Annotated in this window: 13 protein-coding genes and 1 pseudogene; 9 read left to right on the forward strand and 5 right to left on the reverse strand. The window is 72.5% G+C overall.

The features are described 5' to 3' along the window. Positions 1–114 precede the first annotated feature (114 nt). From VR44_RS13455 to VR44_RS13465, 3 genes are read right to left on the reverse strand one after another with little or no spacing between them, the layout of a single operon-like run. A complete protein-coding gene (locus VR44_RS13455) occupies positions 115–1,326 on the reverse strand; it encodes an MATE family efflux transporter (protein ID WP_045947707.1) in 1,212 nt (403 codons plus the stop codon). Continuing rightward, positions 1,323–3,029 carry an LPS biosynthesis protein gene (locus VR44_RS13460; protein WP_045947708.1) on the reverse strand — a complete coding sequence of 569 codons (1,707 nt, stop codon included), beginning with the start codon at positions 3,027–3,029 and terminating at the stop codon, positions 1,323–1,325. The genes VR44_RS13455 and VR44_RS13460 overlap by 4 nt, the downstream gene beginning before the upstream one ends. After that, on the reverse strand, positions 3,026–4,231 hold the full coding sequence (locus tag VR44_RS13465) for a glycosyltransferase family 4 protein (protein ID WP_045947717.1): 1,206 nt from the start codon (positions 4,229–4,231) through the stop codon (positions 3,026–3,028). The genes VR44_RS13460 and VR44_RS13465 overlap by 4 nt, the downstream gene beginning before the upstream one ends. A gap of 156 nt (positions 4,232–4,387) precedes the next feature. On the opposite strand from VR44_RS13465, the gene VR44_RS13470 reads away from it, so the two are divergent. Then, on the forward strand, positions 4,388–4,909 hold the full coding sequence (locus VR44_RS13470; RefSeq protein WP_045947709.1) for an FAD synthase family protein: 522 nt from the start codon (positions 4,388–4,390) through the stop codon (positions 4,907–4,909). On the opposite strand, the gene VR44_RS13475 is transcribed toward VR44_RS13470, so the two are convergent. Both VR44_RS13475 and glgX read right to left on the reverse strand, forming a co-directional pair. Then, on the reverse strand, positions 4,890–5,612 hold the full coding sequence (locus tag VR44_RS13475) for a CDP-alcohol phosphatidyltransferase family protein (RefSeq protein WP_045947710.1): 723 nt from the start codon (positions 5,610–5,612) through the stop codon (positions 4,890–4,892). The two genes, VR44_RS13470 and VR44_RS13475, sit on opposite strands and share 20 nt — an antisense overlap. A gap of 138 nt (positions 5,613–5,750) precedes the next feature. Then, a complete protein-coding gene (glgX, locus tag VR44_RS13480) occupies positions 5,751–8,036 on the reverse strand; it encodes a glycogen debranching protein GlgX (RefSeq protein WP_045947711.1) in 2,286 nt (761 codons plus the stop codon). A gap of 199 nt (positions 8,037–8,235) precedes the next feature. On the opposite strand from glgX, the gene VR44_RS13485 reads away from it, so the two are divergent. The 8 genes and pseudogenes from VR44_RS13485 (at position 8,236) to VR44_RS13515 (ending at position 17,024) form a co-directional block, all read left to right on the forward strand. Beyond that, entirely contained in the window at positions 8,236–9,447 is a 1,212-nt protein-coding gene (locus VR44_RS13485; RefSeq protein WP_045947712.1) for a L,D-transpeptidase, read from the forward strand. A 136-nt stretch (positions 9,448–9,583) separates the two neighbouring features. Then, on the forward strand, positions 9,584–9,913 hold the full coding sequence (locus tag VR44_RS47100) for a hypothetical protein (RefSeq protein ID WP_245691774.1): 330 nt from the start codon (positions 9,584–9,586) through the stop codon (positions 9,911–9,913). Further along, positions 9,889–11,859 carry a choice-of-anchor A family protein gene (locus tag VR44_RS47105; protein ID WP_052713591.1) on the forward strand — a complete coding sequence of 657 codons (1,971 nt, stop codon included), beginning with the start codon at positions 9,889–9,891 and terminating at the stop codon, positions 11,857–11,859. Before VR44_RS47100 ends, VR44_RS47105 begins: the two co-directional genes overlap by 25 nt. Positions 11,860–11,983: 124 nt before the next feature. Continuing rightward, positions 11,984–13,231, forward strand: coding sequence for a L,D-transpeptidase (locus tag VR44_RS13495; protein ID WP_045947713.1), 1,248 nt, complete (start codon positions 11,984–11,986; stop codon positions 13,229–13,231). A gap of 86 nt (positions 13,232–13,317) precedes the next feature. Beyond that, positions 13,318–14,085, forward strand: a complete 768-nt coding sequence (locus VR44_RS13500; protein WP_045947714.1) for an enoyl-CoA hydratase/isomerase family protein — start codon at positions 13,318–13,320, stop codon at positions 14,083–14,085. Between the two features lie 126 nt (positions 14,086–14,211). Then, complete coding sequence (locus VR44_RS13505; protein WP_094191607.1) at positions 14,212–14,820, forward strand: ATP-binding protein; 609 nt, start codon at positions 14,212–14,214, stop codon at positions 14,818–14,820. A 435-nt stretch (positions 14,821–15,255) separates the two neighbouring features. Continuing rightward, positions 15,256–15,840 (forward strand): annotated as a pseudogene (locus tag VR44_RS13510) (polysaccharide deacetylase family protein); the annotation flags it as partial. Next, entirely contained in the window at positions 15,837–17,024 is a 1,188-nt protein-coding gene (locus VR44_RS13515; RefSeq protein ID WP_045947716.1) for a YncE family protein, read from the forward strand. The pseudogene VR44_RS13510 and the gene VR44_RS13515, both read left to right, overlap by 4 nt. The last annotated feature ends 8 nt before the right edge of the window (positions 17,025–17,032 follow it).

The following is a 17,032-nucleotide window of genomic DNA, read 5'->3' on the forward strand; positions in this document are numbered from 1 at the left end:
GCTCTCCGTCCCCGCCCAGGGGGATTCGGCCCCCCGCCCACCCGCCCGCACCCGGGGAGGCGGGTGGGCAAACACCGCTCAGCCGGGACCCCTCGAGGGGGCGATGGCGGGCCCTCACGCCGCCGTGGCCGCCTCCGCCTCCACCCGTACCCGCCCCACCCGGAGCCACCCCGCCGTCGCCTTCGCCGCTGAGCCCGCCGCCAGGCCCCAGGCGGCGCCCGTTACGCCCCATGCCGCGTAGCCGCCCAGGAGCAGGGCCACCGACAGGAGGGAGAAGACCACCTGCAGGGACAGCGTGGCCTTCGGGTTCAGTACCCGCAGGGTCAGCAGGGCGCAGGTGCCCAGCCCCATCACCGCGTACTGGGCCCCCGTCGCCGGGAGCAGCGCGGAGGCGGCCGTCCAGGTGTCGCCCAGGAGGTGCCGGCCCAGCCCCTCCGGCAGGGCGTACAGCACCGCCGCCCAGCCGGCGCCGAGCAGCGCGAGGGCGGCTCCCATGGCGGCCGTCAGCCGGACCATGCCCCGCTTGCCCGACGCCCGGCCCACGATCGGGGGGCCGAAGGCGTTGGCCGAGTTGAACAGCACGTTCAGCGGCCCGAACAGGGTCGTCGCCCCGCGCAGCGCGCCGACCGCCAGCGGGGTCGCGAAGGCTCCCAGCCCGAGCACGGCGAGCTGGCTGGAGCCGTTGCCCACCGCGAACTCGACCACGAACCGCTGCCCGAGGTGTCCCCGCCGCAGGTACGGCCGTACGTCCGCGCGGGCGCCCCGGACGTACGGGCGCAGCAGCCACAGCCCCAGCCCCAGCGCGGGCAGCGCGGACAGCCCCCAGACCAGCACCAGCCGTCCGGCCGAAGCCCCCTGCGGCTGCACGGCCAGCGCCGCGACCACGCACACCAGCCGCAGCGTGTCCGCGGCCAGCGCCCGCTCGGGCACCCGCAGGGCGGAGAAGCAGTACCGCAGCCCGTCCTGGACGAGGACGAACGGCAGGACGAGCCCCAGCGCGAGGAAGGCCCACCCGGAGGGCAACACGAGCGACACCACCCCGAGCACCAGCCCGGCCACCCCCGCCGCCGCGGCGGTGAACAGCACCGACGACCGGCAGGTCACCCCCAGCCGTCCGCCCGCCTCCTTCTCCAGCACCACCGTCTGCCCGACGTACGCCATGTTCAGCCCGAGGAGCACGCTGAACGTCACGTACACCATCGAGAAGTCGGCGAAGCCCGACGCCGAGGACAGCCGGGCGGCCAGCACCAGCACCAGGATGTTGGTGGCGCTGGAGGCGGCCTGGTCCAGGACCGAGGAGACCGCGGCGAGGCCCCTCCGGCTCACCGCCGGCCCGTACGGACCGTGCGCAGGGCGACGGTGTCGCCGCCCTCACCCGGCGGCCGCCCGCCGGCCGCGTCCGGCGCGGGCGCCGGCGGCTGGACGGGGCCCGGTGCCGCATCCTGCCGCTTCGACTTCTGCCCCGGCAGCGGGGAGTGCAGCACCGCGCCCAGCACCGTCCCGCCGGCCCCGCTGATCAGCTCGCGGATCCGGGCCAGGTCGCTGCGGTGCACCGCACGCGGGTCGCAGACCACCAGGACCCCGTCGACGCGGTCGACGAGCGCGAGCGCGTCGGCGTACGAGAGGACCGGCGGGGCGAGCACGACCACGGTGGAGTTGGGGGAGTCGGCCTCGGAGATCAGCCGGGTGGCGCGCGGGGAGGTCAGCGCGCGGGCCACGTTGCGCACCCGGTCGCCCGGGATCAGGTCGAAGGCGCCCGACTCCCCGGCGTCCACCACCAGCTGCCGCCCGTCCGGCCACTCGGACTCCCCGGCCCCGCCGCCGAGGAGCCCCGCCCCGCCCGGCAGCTGGCTCCAGCGCGGCCTGTCTCCGGCGTCCGTGGGGAGCTGGCTCGCCAGCACCGGGGTGCGCAGGTCGGCCTCGATGAGCAGCACGTCCTTTCCGGTCTCGGCGAAGGACGCGGCCAGGTTCACGGCCACCGCGGCGGCCGTCTCGCTGCTGCCGCGCGGGGCGACGACCAGCAGCCGGCGCCGGTCGGCGAAGCGGGAGTCGTAGGCGAGGCGGAAGGCCACCGAGCGGTACTCCTCGGCGAGCCGCGGGTCGGCCTCGCCGGCGGCGAGCAGCGGGCCGCCGCCCGTCTTGTCCCGGGGCAGGTAGCCCAGTACCGGCGCCCGCAGGGACCGGGCCACGTCGCCCTCGGAGCGCGGGGCCGGGTCGAAGACCAGCCGTACCCAGGCGGCGAGCAGGCCGAGGGCCAGGCCGGTGGCCGCGCCGAGGGCGAGGGACATGGGGATGCCCGGCCCGTCGGGGGCGCTGGGCGGGGCGGCCGGGCTGGTGATCCGGCCGGGGGTCATGTCCAGGGCCTGGAGCTTGGTGATGTTGTTGTTGAGGGTGTTGACCTTGCTCTGGAGGTCGGTCTTGGAGCCCAGGGCCGCGTCGCGGGCGGCGCCCGCCGGCATGGCGTTGATCTGCTTGGCCAGGTCGTCGAGCTGCTTGGCGACGGGGTCGCGCTGGTCCTCGTACCCCTTGACCATCTTGGTGCGGGTGACGTCGAGGGCCTCCTGCCGCTTGAACAGGTAGGCCTCGGCCATCCCGTTCGCCCGCTTGGCGGCCTCCTTGGGGGAGGAGGCGGTGTAGGTGAAGCGGAGCACCATCGTCTGCGGCGGGTTGGTCACCTGGAGGCCGCGGCGCAGCGCCGCGACGTCCTTGTCGGCGATCCCGAGCTTCTTCGCCGCCTGCTCGGCTATGGAGCTGGAGAGGGCGACCTGCCGCTCGGAGCCGATGTTGATGGCCTTGTCGGGCGCCAGGCTCGGGTTGAACGGGTCGTCGGTGGGGGCGCGCAGCACCACGTCCGCGACGGACACGTAGGTGTCGGCGGTGGATATGCCGAGGTAGACGCCGCCCAGCAGGCCTACGGCCAGGCCGGCGCCGAGCAGCCGGCGGTAGCGCAGCAGCTGCTTGAACTGGTCCCTGAGCAGGTCCGGTTCGTCCTCGGGCGGGGCCGCTGCCGGGCGGTTCGTCTCGGTCACGACTGGGGACCCCCAAGTGCTTCGTCGATCAGTGCGTCGATGCGGGCCAGGCCCGCCTCACGGCTCAGGTGGGCCGCCACGTGGACGGGTCCGGCCGCGCCCAGCGCGTCCGCGCCCTCGGGGTCCTCCGCCAGGGCCCGGACGGCCCCCAGCAGGGCCTCGGGGTCCTCCGGCGGTACGAGCACCCCGGCGCCCGAACGTTCCACCTCCTGGGCGGTCCCGCCCTGCGCCGCGACGGAGGCGACGACGGGCCGGCCGGCCTGGAAGTAGGAGGTGAGCTTGGACGGAACGCTCATGTCCAGCACGGCCGCGTGCTGCGTGACCGCGAGCACGTCCGCCGCGGCGAGGATATCCGGGAACTCTCCGTCGGCGGCAGGGGGGATGATCTCCAGGTTGGGGACGTCTGCGGCGAGGGCGGCGAGGGCCGCGCGCTGGCTTCCGTCGCCCATCAGGACGAAGCGGACGCGGGGGTCGAGCCGGGCGGCGCCGACGAGTACTTCGAGGCCCTGCTTGAGGCCCATGTTGCCGGAGTGCAGGACGACGGTCTGGTCCGGGGCCCAGCCCAGGTGGTGGCGGGTCTCGCCGCGCGGCTTGGTGGGGCCGGGCACGTGCGACCAGTTGGGCACCACGCGGATCCGCTGGGGGTCCACGCCCATGCCGACGACCCGGTCCACGAAGGTTTCGTGGATGACGCCGACCAGGGCGGCCCGCTTGAGCGCGTACGCCTCCGCCCGGCCGGCGAGGGCGGCCGCCTTGTCGCCGCCGCTGATCCCGCTCTGCGCGGCCGCGGCCCCCATCAGGTCCTGGACCACGGGGACGAACGGGACCTTCCAGCGGGCGGCGAGCCGTGCGGCGAGCACCCCGCCGGCCAGGCTGGGCATCTGGGCCATCACCGCGTGCGGGCGCGGCATCCGGGGCGGGGCCACCGCCCCGTGCAGCAGAATCGATCCTTCGAACAGGGCCCGCTTCACGGCGGTCTGATGGGCCGGCACGGTGTGCGCACGCCGGTGCACGGTGACCCCCGCGCGCCGCTCCGTGCGCCGCAGCGCCCCCTTGTACTCGGGTTCGAGGGACCAGGCCGGATAGTGGGGCATACCCGCCAGGACGTGGGTGTCATGGCCCGAACTCGCCCAGTGCTCCGCGATCTGGGTGGCGTACGGGCCGATGCCCGCGTGCTCCGGGGCGTAGTTGGTGGAAACCAGCAGCAGCCGCCGGTGGCCGGATGTGGACACTGAACGTCCCCTTCTCCCCTGGATGATGCGCACGTCACCCTATGCGTTCACCGGCAGCGTGTGGAACGTGCGCGCTATTGTCTGCTAATCCGCCGCGCCGGGGGGCGCGGCCCTGGGGGGTAACTGATGACGGAGCACCACATGTCCGATGCCGCGCCGTCCGCGCGCCGGCCGTACCGGGTCGGCTACGCCCCCGGTGCCTACGACCTGTTCCACATAGGCCACCTCAACATCCTCCGGCACGCCCGCAGCCAGTGCGACTACCTGGTGGCCGGCGTGGTCTCGGACGAGATGGCCGAACTGGCCAAGGGGCGCCGCCCGATGATCCCGCTGGTCGAGCGGCTGGAGATCGTCCGCAGCGTCAAGTACGTGGACGCCGCCTTCGTCGAGACGGTCCCGGACAAGGTGGAGACCTGGAAGCAGGTCCGCTTCGACGTCATCTTCAAGGGCGACGACTGGCGGGGGACGCCCAAGGGGGACAAGCTGGAACGGGACTTCGCCGCCCACGGGGTCGACGTCGTCTACTTCCCCTACACCGTGCACACCTCCAGCACCCAGCTGCGCCGGGCCCTGGACGTGCTCGCCCAGCCGCAGGCGGTGCCCCTGCACCAGCCGCCGGCCGAGCCCCTCACCGCCGAACGGCGCTGAGCTCCCGGAACCATTTCGCCAGGAACGCCAGCAGGAACAGCGCGGCGACCGCGCCCAGCCCCGCGTACGCCCAGCGGAACAGCGTCCCGCCGCCCAGCAGCAGGAACACCAGGCAGAACACCCCGTAGTCCACGGGGAGCAGCGCCACCGCGCGCAGGGTCGACGGCGCGGGCGCGGGGCTCCCCGGGGCGGCCTTGGGCTTGAGCTTCTCGGTGAGCAGCCCGCCGAAGAAGGTCACCACCGCGGCGAACTGGAAGCCCAGCGGCACCAGCAGCCAGCCGTCCGAGCCCGTGCCGTACGCGTCGGGGAAGCGGTGGAAGGCGATGAGCACGCAGGCGTGCAGCGCGGTCAGCTTGGCGGCGTCCACGACGTGGTCCAGCCATTCGCCCGCCGCGCTGCCGCCCCCGCGCAGCCGGGCCAGCTGCCCGTCGGCGGAGTCGAAGGCGAAGCCGACCGCGAGCGCGGCCCACACGGCGACCCCCAGCCCCCACGAGGGCGTGACCAGGGCGACCGCCGCCACGGCCGCGAAGCTGAACGCGGCGCTGACCAGCGTGACCTGGTTGGGGGTCAGTCCCAGCGCGTACGAGCCGGCGGCCAGGTACCGCCCGGCGGGCCGGTTGACGAACCGGGAGTAGAGCGACACGCCCTTCGCCGACTTCTGCGCCCCGCGCAGCTCCCGCAGCGCAGTCCCCACCCTCGACATGCGTACTCCCGTTCGTGTGTCCATGTGTTCGTATGTTCACCGAAAGGGCACATCATCGCAGGGCGAACGCAGCCTTCCGCTCCGGCTGCCCACGGGCGCACGGAACCGGGCCGCCCCCCCGGCCCCCAGCCCGGCGCCTCAGCCCGCCACCCGCAGCAGCAGCACCGACCGGGCCGGCACCGTCAGCGGCTGCCCGCCCCGGTGCCGGGTCCCGGGCGCGGCCTCCTGCTCCTCCCGCGAGGTGTCCAGGACGAGGTCGTACTCCCCGGCCCACGGCGGCCCCGGCAGCACCCACTCCACCGGCCGGTCCCCGGAGTGCAGCAGCGCCAGGAAGCTGTCGTCCGTCACCTGCCGGCCCCGCTCGTCCCGCCCAGGGATGTCCCGCCCCGACAGGTAGAGCCCCACCGCGGCCGCCGGCGCGTACCAGTCCCGCTCCGTCATCTCCGCCCCGGCCGGGGTGAACCAGGCCAGGTCCCGCAGCCCGTCCGAGCCCTGGGCCCGCCCCGAGAAGAAGGCCCGCCGGCGCAGCACCGGATGGGACCGCCGCAGCGCCACCAGCCGCCGGGCCAGCGCGAACAGCCCGCTCCACGCCGGATCGTCCAGCAGTGACCAGTCCACCCAGCCCGTCTCGTTGTCCTGGCAGTACGCGTTGTTGTTGCCGCCCTGGGTCCGCCCGAACTCGTCCCCCGCCACCAGCATCGGCACGCCCGTCGACAGCAGCAGCGTGGTCAGCAGGTTCCGCAGCTGCCGCCGGCGCAGCGCCCCGATCCGCGGATCGTCGGTCTCGCCCTCCGTCCCGCAGTTCCACGAGCGGTTGTCGTTGGTGCCGTCCCGGTTGGCCTCGCCGTTCTCCTCGTTGTGCTTGCGCTCGTACGACACCAGGTCGCGCAGGGTGAACCCGTCGTGCGCCGTCACGAAGTTCACCGAGGCGTACGGCCGCCGCCCGCCCCAGGCGTACAGGTCGCTCGACCCCGACAGCCGGTACCCCAGGTCCCGTACGTCGGGCAGCGCGCCCCTCCAGAAGTCCCGCACCGCGTCGCGGTAGCGGTCGTTCCACTCCGTCCACAGGGGCGGGAACGCCCCCACCTGGTAGCCGCCCGAGCCCACGTCCCACGGCTCCGCGATCAGCTTCACCCGCCGCAGCACCGGGTCCTGGGCGATCACCGCGAGGAACGGGGAGAGCATGTCGACGTCGTGCATCGACCGGGCCAGCGCCGCCGCCAGGTCGAAGCGGAAGCCGTCCACCCCCATCTCCGTGACCCAGTAGCGCAGCGAATCGGTGATCAGGCGCAGCACGTGCGGCCGCCCCGCGTGCAGGGTGTTCCCGCAGCCCGTGTAGTCGGCGTAACGGCGCTGGTCGGACTGGAGCCGGTAGTAGCCCCGGTTGTCGACGCCGCGCAGCGACAGGGTCGGGCCCAGCTCGCCCGCCTCCGCCGTGTGGTTGTAGACCACGTCGAGGATGACCTCGATCCCGGCGGCGTGCAGGGCCCGCACCATCCGCTTGAACTCGCCGACCTGCTGCCCGGCCGTCCCGCTCGCCGAGTACCCGGCGTGCGGGGCGAAGTAGCCGACCGAGTTGTAGCCCCAGTAGTTGCGCAGCCCCCGCCGCAGCAGGTGGTCCTCGTGCGCGAACTGGTGCACCGGCAGCAGCTCCACCGCCGTCACCCCCAGCTTCACCAGGTGCTCCACCGCCGCCGGGTGCGCCAGCCCCGCGTACGTGCCGCGCAGCTCCTCGGGAACACCCGGATGGCGCATGGTGAACCCGCGCACGTTTAGCTCGTAGATCACCGAATCGGCCCAGGGCGTCTTCGGCCGGACGTCGTCCGCCCAGTCGTCGTCATCGTGGACGACCACCCCCTTCGGGACGAACGGCGCCGAGTCCCGGTCGTCGCGCACGGTGTCCGCGATGTACTGCTGCGGCCAGTCCCGGACGTGCCCGTACACCTCCGGGGGCAGCGAGAACTCCCCGTCCACGGCCCGCGCGTACGGGTCCAGCAGCAGCTTCGCCGGGTTGTACCGGGCCCCCGTCCAGGGGTCCCAGCGCCCGTGCACCCGGAACCCGTACCGCTGCCCGGGCCGCACCCCCGGCACGAACCCGTGCCAGATCTCGTGCGTCAGCTCGGCCAGGGTGCAGCGGGTCTCCGTGCCCAGGGCGTCGAACAGGCACAGCTCCACCGCCTCCGCGGCCGGTGCCCACAGCGCGAAGTTGGTGCCCGCCACCCCGTCGGGGCCCAGGTGGAAGCGGGCCCCCAGCGGGTGCGAGGACCCGGGCCACACCGGTGGCCCCGGGTGCGCGGCCGCCCGTAACACCCGGGCCTGGACCCGCTCCCGTACGGCGTCCATGTCGGGGCCGCCCCGCGGGGCGGCCCCGGTGGTTCCGCTGGTGGCGGTATCCACCGCCTCTTGCTCGGCTGCGCTCGACACTGCCCGCCTCCACGGCTCCTGGGTACCGGCGGGGGGAGTGCGGCCCGGCGTCCCGGCCAGGGCCCGCCCCCGTCTGGTCCTTCACACTGTTCTGCCCGGACTGCCGTACCCGGAACGTGTCCGGCCCCCACGTTTCCCCCGGAGGGCCCCCGTCGTTGGACGGGACGTGACACTTCTGACGAGGCGGGCACGGGCGGGGATGGCCGCCGTGGCGGTGTGGGCGGGCCTGCTGGGCGGGCTCACCGGCTGCACCGGGGACGGCAGGTCCCCGGTCGAGGTGCAGCTGCCCGGCAAACCCCGCTCGCCCGACGAGGCGATCCGCATCACCCCCGACGACAACGCCAAGGGGGTTCCGGCCGACGGCCCGCTGCGGGTCCACGTCCCCGAGGGCCGGCTGGAGCGGGTCACCGTCACCAAGGTGGAGGACGCCCAGGAGGAGCAGGTCCCCGGCTCCATCGCCGCCGACGGGCTCAGCTGGAGCCCCGACCCGGAGGCCGGGCGGCTCGCGCTCGCCGCCAAGTACACCGTCGACGCCGTCGCCCTCGACGGGCACAACCGCCGCCAGGCCCGCCACACCACCTTCACCACCTACGTCCCCGAGGAGCGGTTCATCGGCTACTTCAAGCCCGAGAACCGCTCGACCGTCGGTACCGGCATGATCGTCTCCTTCAAGTTCAGCCGGGCCGTCAAGAACCGCGCCGAGGTCGAGCGCGCCATCACCGTCACGGCCGAACCGGCCGTGCCCGTCGTCGGCCACTGGTTCGGCTCCGAACGCCTGGACTTCCGGCCCAAGGAGTACTGGAAGCCCGGTACCCAGGTCACAGTGAAGATCAAGCTCCGCGATGTCGAGGGCGCACCGGGGGCGTACGGCATCCAGGACAAGACCGTCAGGTTCACCATCGGCCGCTCCCAGATCTCGACGGTCGACGCGGCCGCGCACACCATGGAGGTCCGGCGCGGCGGCGAGCTGCTGTCCACCATCCCCATCAGCGCCGGGGCCCCGAAGAACACCACCTACAACGGCAAGATGGTGGTGATGGAGATGTTCGACGTCACCCGGATGAACGGGGCCACCGTCGGCTTCACCAGCGAGGACGGCAAGGGCGAGTACGACATCCCCGACGTCCCGCACGCCATCCGGCTCACCGCCTCCGGCACCTTCCTGCACGGGAACTACTGGGCCAGCCCCGACACCTTCGGCACCACCAACACCAGCCACGGCTGCGTCGGCCTGCGCGACGACAAGGGCGGCGGCTCCGACACCCCGGCGGGCTGGTTCTTCGACCGGACCCTGATCGGGGACGTGGTGGAGGTCGTGAACTCCCAGGACAAGACCGTGGCCCCCAACAACGGACTGGGCGGCTGGAACATGTCCTGGGCCGACTGGGTCGCGGGTTCCGCCACCGGCTGACCCGCGCTGCAATCGAGTGATCGTCGGACCGGAATGCCGTAGCCGGGGAGTGTCTTCCGTCCGCCACGCCGGGCCCCGCCCGCAGCCTGGCAGGGCCATCAGCGCAGGCGATGGCCGATTTCGTGGACGGAGCGTCATGTCAGCAAGGAACTGGACCCTCGGGCTGGCCGTGGGAGCCGTACTCGCGGCCACCACCGGGGCCCCCTCGGCCCTCGCGGCCGGCCCCGGTACCGCCCCGCCGGCGGCCCGCGCCCTGCGCGCCCCGCTACCCGGCGGCCTCGGTCCGTGCATCCCCGGCGGCACCGGCCCGAACCAGGGCTGCCCGCCCGTCTGGCCCGACCCCAACAACCTGCCCTACACCGGCCGGGACAACGGCATCAACCTCTTCGTCGGCGGCGACATGCGGTCCGCCGCGGGGACGCCGAGGCCGAGGGCAAGGTCGTGGTCCTCGGCGACTTCGACATGAACAAGTCCGCCGGCGGCAACGTCTACAACGTGGGCATCGCGGGCGTCGGCTCCCGGGTCCCCCCGGCGGACGGCTCGGACTTCCTGACCACCGGCGACGACATCACCGTCGCCACCGGCCAGCGGCTCCTCGCCGACGGCGGAGTCGTCCGCTACGCGGGCACCCTCACCGGCACGGTGACCGGCACCCTCGCCCACGACGCGAACGCCGCCGCCCCCTACGCCGCGCTGCGCGGTCAGCTCGGCGCCGCGAGCACCTGCTACGCTCACCCCCAGGGCGCCCCGCGCCCCGCCACCGGCCGGGCCGTGTGGAGCGCGCAGGAGACCGTCTTCACCGGTGACGGCGTCTCCATGCTCCAGGTCTTCAATGTGGACTTCGACCTCGCCGGCACCGGCACCGGCCAGCAGTCCATCCGCTTCGCGGGCATCCCGGCCGGCGCCACTGTCCTGGTCAACGTCACCGGCGAGGCCCGGACGCTGCGCGTCAACAACGTCATGCTGCCGCCCGGGCTGCGCGAGCGGCTGCTGTGGAACTTCCCCGACGCCCAGTCCGTCGGCCTCGCCGGCTCGGCCCAGCTCGGCGGCAGCGTGCTGATCGGCCAGGACACCTCCCTCGCCACGGTCTCCGTCATCGGCCTGAACGGCCGCTTCTTCACCGCCGGGAACGTCACCCACACCAGCCCCACCGAGACCACGGGCCTCGGAGCCGAGTTCCACGCCTACCCCTTCGACGGCGACCTGCCCGAATGCGCCCCCAACCCGCCGGTCACCGGCCGGGTGTCCGTGCTGAAGACCGACGACGAGGGCCGGCCGCTGCCGGGCGCCCGGGGCGAGCGGTGGCGCGAGAGCAACGGCGTCCCGGGCCTGCAGACCGGCGGCGCGGACCCCGACACCCGCGTGACCGACTGCACCACCCCCGCCGACGGCACCTGCACCCGCGAGGAGGAGCTCGGCACCTACTACTGGCGCGAGACCGCCGCCCCCTCCGGCTACGACCTGCCGGCCGACCCGGTCCTCCAGCTGGTCCTGACGCGGGAGAACGCCGAACAGGGCGTGCGCGTCACCGCCCGGAACCGCCGGACCGCGCCGCCCGAGCCCAGCGCCCGCGTGGTGCTGCGCAAGCTCGACCTGGAGACCGGTGACCCCGTGCCCGGCGGCCGCTTCGAGCTGTGGCGCGAGACCAACGGCGTCCCCGACCTCCAGACCTCCGGCCAGGACCCGGACACCCGGCTCGGCGGCGTCTGCGTGACCGACACCCAGGGCAGCTGCACGGTGGAACTGCCCGTCGGCGAGCGCTACTACTGGCGCGAGGTCGGCGTGCCCGACGGCTACGAGCGCCCCGCGGACCCGGTCACCGCCTTCGACCTGGACGAGGACGACGTCGCCCAGGGTGCCGTCGTCACCATCCGCAACCAGCGCAAGGACGTGGAGCACCCCGGCTCCATCAAGGTGGTGAAGAAGGACGCCAAGACCCGCAAGCCCCTGGCCGGAGGGGTGTTCCAGCTGTGGAAGGAGACCAACAACACCGAGGGCCTGCAGACCGGGGGCCAGTACCCCGACGAGCGGATCGGTGAGCCCTGCACCACCGGCGGCAACGGGGCCTGCGAGTTCGACGGGCTCGTCCCGGGGACGTACTACCTCCTGGAGACCGCGGCCCCCGACGGCTACGCCCTGCCCGCCGACCACGTGACGGGGCCGCTGCTGGTCCGGGGCGGTGCCGATGAGGAGATCGTCGTCCCGGTCCTCAACAAGCGGGACAAGCACGGCAAGCCGGACCACCACAAGCCCGGCCACGACAAGCCGGGCCACGACAAGCCGGGCCACGAGGAGCACGGCGACCACGACGGACCTCCGCCGGGCCACGACCAGCCCGGCCACGACGGCCACGACGGTCACGGCCTCCCGGGTCTCGGCGGCGACTGGACCGCCGCCCGCGACCGCGACTGACGCACCGACCGGACGTCCCGCACGCGCCGCAGTTGGGACGGAACGGTGACATGAACGTTTCTATTCGTAATCTCCCCATGTGATTTCCTGTCGGCAAGCGCGCGACTGTCCGTGCGCGGGGGACATGGGGAGAACACGAGTGAACGTGCAGCCGATACGCGGCCGCGTCCGCACCGGCCTGCCGGCCCTGCTGCTGGGCGCGGCCCTTCTGCTCACCACGGCGTGCAGCAACGGCGGCGGCGCCGCGGGCGGCGGGGGCGACAACGGCAAGGCCGGTGGCGGCAACGCGGCCAAGGCCAACACCGAGGCCTCGAAGGCCGTGGTCAGCGTCAAGCCGGACGACGGCGCCAAGGAGGTCGCGACCAGCGGCGTCCTGAAGGTCACCAGCACCGGCGGCAAGCTGACCACGGTCACGGTCGCCGACACCAAGGGCAACGCGGTCGAGGGCAAGCTCACCCCCGACGGCGCCGCCTGGGAGCCCGCCCGCAACCTGGCCGCCGCCACCGAGTACAAGGTGCACGCGGTCGCCAAGGACGAGGCCGGCCGGGAGTCCGCCAAGGACGCCACCTTCACCACCCTCACCCCGCAGAACACCTTCGTCGGCCACTACACGCCCGAGGACGGCTCGACCGTCGGCGTGGGCATGCCGGTGTCGATCAACTTCACCCGCGGCATCACCAACACCGAGGCCGTGGAGAAGGCCATCACGGTCACCGCCGAGCCCTCCGTGCCGATCGAGGGCCACTGGTTCGGCAACGACCGCCTCGACTTCCGCCCCGAGAAGTACTGGGCCGCCGGCACCAAGGTCACCGTGAAGCTCGCCCTCGACGGCGTCGAGGGCCGCCCCGGGGTCTACGGCAAGCAGACCCGTACGGTCACCTTCACCGTCGGCCGCTCCCAGGTCTCCACGGTGGACGCCACGGCGAAGACGATGGAGGTCGTCCGCGACGGCCAGGTCATCAAGAACCTCCCCATCACGGCCGGCGCCCCCGCCACGACCACCTACAACGGTCAGATGGTCATCAGCGAGAAGTACAAGGTGACCCGGATGAACGGCGCCACCGTCGGCTTCGGCGGCGAGTACGACATCTCGGACGTCCCGCACGCGATGCGCCTGTCGAACTCCGGCACCTTCGTCCACGGCAACTACTGGGCCTCCTCCAGCACCTTCGGCTCGGAGAACGTCAGCCACGGCTGCGTCGGCCTGGAGGACGAGCGCGGCGCCGGAGACCCGAACACCCCGGCCGCCTGGTTCTTCAACGAGTCCCTCATCGGTGACGTGGTGATCGTGAAGAACTCCAAGGACAAGCAGATCGCCCCGGACAACGGCCTCAACGGCTGGAACATGGACTGGGCGGAGTGGAAGAAGTAAGCGGGTCGGCTCCCTGACCCGGTGGCCCGGTGCTGTGACCCACAGCACCGGGCCACTTCCCGTTAACCGCCGCTAACCTTCCCCGTATGACCCTCTCTCTCGAAGTCTCCGAAGGCGTCGGCACCATCCGCCTGGACCGCCCGCCCATGAACGCCCTGGACATCGCCACCCAGGACCGGCTGCGCGAGCTCGCCGTGGAGGCGACCGACCGCGCCGACGTACGCGCCGTCATCCTCTACGGCGGGGAGAAGGTGTTCGCGGCCGGCGCGGACATCAAGGAGATGCAGACCATGGACCACGCGGCGATGGTCGCCCGGTCCCGCGGGCTGCAGGAGGCCTTCACGGCCGTCGCCCGGATCCCCAAGCCCGTCGTCGCCGCCGTCACCGGTTACGCGCTCGGCGGCGGCTGCGAGCTCGCGCTCTGCGCCGACTACCGGATCGCCGCCGACAACGCCAAGCTCGGGCAGCCCGAGATCCTGCTCGGCCTGATCCCGGGCGCCGGCGGCACCCAGCGGCTGTCCCGGCTGATCGGCCCCTCCAGGGCCAAGGACCTCATCTTCACGGGCCGGATGGTCAAGGCCGAAGAGGCGCTCACCCTGGGCCTGGTGGACCGGGTCGTGCCGGCCGCCGAGGTGTACGAGCAGGCGCACGCCTGGGCCGCGAAGCTCGCCCAGGGCCCGGCGATCGCCCTGCGCGCGGCCAAGGAGTGCGTGGACGCCGGCCTGGAGGCCGACATCGACACCGGCCTGACCATCGAACGCAACTGGTTCGCGGGGCTGTTCGCCACCGAGGACCGCGAGCGCGGCATGCGCAGCTTCGTCGAAGAGGGCCCGGGCAAGGCGAAGTTCGTCTGAGTGGACCCCTGCGGGTGGTTTAGCTCCGCCTTAAGGCAACCTTAAGGCGAAACGGTTGATCAACACACCGTGATCGCTTCCACGCAGATCGTCACCGCAGGTCAACGCGGGCCGGTGGCCCCCTGGTTGCCCCTCGCATATGCCGGTACGCCCTCCTGGAATCCTGGATTCCGGGGGGCGTATTCCCGTGGAACGGCCTTGGCGGGCGCGGCGGCCGTCCATGATGGGTGCATGGCGGGCCTGGAGGGTGTGGAACAGCCGCGGCAGCGCGGGAGCGCTATGGCCGTACGGCTCACGGCGGCGGTCGAGGACGAGCAGGGCCTCAAGGCGCTGGAGCTGTACGGGAACCCGGCGGAGGCGGAGGTGATCCTGCCGTCCATGCCGGAATCGGCGGGCACGGCCCGCCGGCTCACCCAGAGCGTGGTGGTCCGCTTCTGGGGCCTGTCGCCGCAGATCGCCGAGCACGCCGTCCTGCTGGTCTCCGAGCTCGTCGGCAACGCCGTGCGCCACACCGGGGCCCGCTCCTTCGGGCTGCGGATGCTGCGCCGTCGCGGCTGGATCCGCGTGGAGGTGCGCGACCCCTCGCGCGGGCTGCCCTGTCTGATGCCGGTCCACGAGCTGGACACCACCGGCCGGGGGCTGTTCCTCGTCGACAAGCTGTCCGACCGCTGGGGTGCCGACCTGCTGCCGCGCGGCAAGATCACCTGGTTCGAGATGCGGGTCGCGGACCGCTGACCCCCCGGAACGCCGGAAACCCCCTGTCGCCGAGGTGGGGCGCTGCGGGGGTTTCATGGGCGCCGAGGACCGGTGGGGTGTGTGGTCCTCGGCGGGTGGGCTTCGCTCGGGTCAATGGGAAGCCGTGGTTCCGACTATGGCAGACGAGCGCGCGAACGCCAAAAGTCCCCACTCGGACATAAGTGTGCAAATCCTAAGAGTTTTCATCTAAATCTTAGGTGAGGTGGGCCACGTACCTCGCAATCCATGAATGAATATCCATCGCTCCGCGTAAATCATTGATCGAATAGCGGATGGACGGGCTTCGGTCCGCCACTTCCGAAGGTCCCAAACTGGGTCAATCAATACCTTCGGGGGCGTTCAGCACTTAAATGGGCGGGTGCTCTGTTATCAAGACCGCCGTACCGTCCTCCGCGCCACGGCGGCGGTCGCCGCCGGTTCCCGCGCGACCGGCCCGGTGTCGCGCTCACCTTCCACGGCAACGGCGACCCCGCCATCGCCCGCTCCGTGCTCGCCGAGGCCGAGAAGGCGGGCGCGCACGTCACCGTCCTGGCCATCGGCACCTGGCTCGACGACCACCCCGACATGGCCCGCCGGATCCTCGACGGCGGCCACGAGCTCGGCAACCACACCCACCACCACCTCGCGATCAACTCCCTCCCCGAGGCGGAGGCCTACGCCGAGATCACCGGATGCGCCCAGCGCCTCAAGCGCCTCACCGGCTCCATCGGCACCTGGTTCCGCCCCTCGCAGACCCAGAACGCGAGCCCCCTCGTCCAGAAGCTGGCCCAGCGCGCCGGCTACCCCCACGTCCTCTCCTACGACGTGGACTCCCTCGACTTCACCTCACCCGGCGCCGCGGCCGTCATCCGCAACGTCACCGGGACGATCCACGGCGGATCGGTGGTGAGCCTGCACTTCGGCTACGCGGACACGGTCGACGCGATGCCGCCCCTCCTCGAAGAACTCGCGCGCCGCAAGCTGCGCGCGGTGACCACCACGGAGCTGCTGACCACATGACGACCACCCGCCTTCCCCGGAAGGCCACCGTGCTGCTGGCCGGTCTGGTCCTCGCCGCCCTGGCCGGCTGCGGATCGGCCGACAAGGCGCCCGCCGAGGCCCTCGGCTCCAAGGGGCCGGCCGACCCCGTCAAAGCGCTGCCCGCCGTACCGCCGGGGCTCGCCGGGATGCCCCCGGTGCTCGATCCCGCCGACGTGTACGCCGCGGACCGGCCGAACCAGCTCTCCCCGGTGGTCAAGGACTTCCCGTCGCGCGTCTACGTGCCGAACACCAACTCCAACACGGTGTCCGTCATCGACCCGGCCACCTACAAGGTCATCGACACCATCCCGGTCGGCGTCCAGCCCCAGCACGTGGTGCCCTCGTGGGACATGAAGACCCTGTGGGTCAACAACAACCGCGGCCACACCCTCACCCCCATCAACCCGGCCACCGGTGAGGCGGGGGAGCCCGTGGAGGTCCACGATCCGTACAACCTCTACTTCACCCCCAACGGCAAGTACGCCATCGTGATGGCCTCCATGGACCGCGAGCTCGTCTTCCGCGACCCGCACACCATGAACCGCGTCAAGACCGTCCCGGTGACCTGCTTCGGCGTCAACCACGCCGACTTCTCCCTCGACGGCCGCTACTTCATCGTCAGCTGCGAGTTCTCCGGGGAACTGCTCAAGGTCGACACCGAGAAGATGGAGGTCATCGGCCAGCAGAAGCTCCCCTTCGAGGGCGCGATGCCGCAGGACGTGAAGGTCTCGCCCGACGGGAAGACCTTCTACGTCGCGGACATGATGGCCCACGGCATGTGGGTGCTCAGCGGCGACAAGTTCGACACCCCCAAGCTGCTGCCCACCGGCAAGGGCTGCCACGGCCTCTACGTCAGCCGCGACTCCCGCGAGATGTACGTCTCCAACCGCGGCGAGGGCAGCATCTCGGTCTTCGACTTCAAGAAGAACGCGCTCACCAAGAAGTGGGAGCTGCCCGAAGGCGGCAGCCCCGACATGGGCGGCGTCTCGGCTGACGGCAAGGTGCTGTGGCTGTCCGGCCGCTACAACTCCGAGGTCTACGCCATCGACACCACCAGCGGCAAGGAACTGGCGAAGATCCCCGTCGGCAGCGGCCCCCACGGCCTGGCCGTCTACCCGCAGCCCGGCCGCTACTCGCTCGGCCACACCGGCATCTTCCGCTAGGCCGTCTC

The organism is Streptomyces katrae (genome assembly GCF_000966975.1).
Classification (GTDB): domain Bacteria; phylum Actinomycetota; class Actinomycetes; order Streptomycetales; family Streptomycetaceae; genus Streptomyces; species Streptomyces katrae.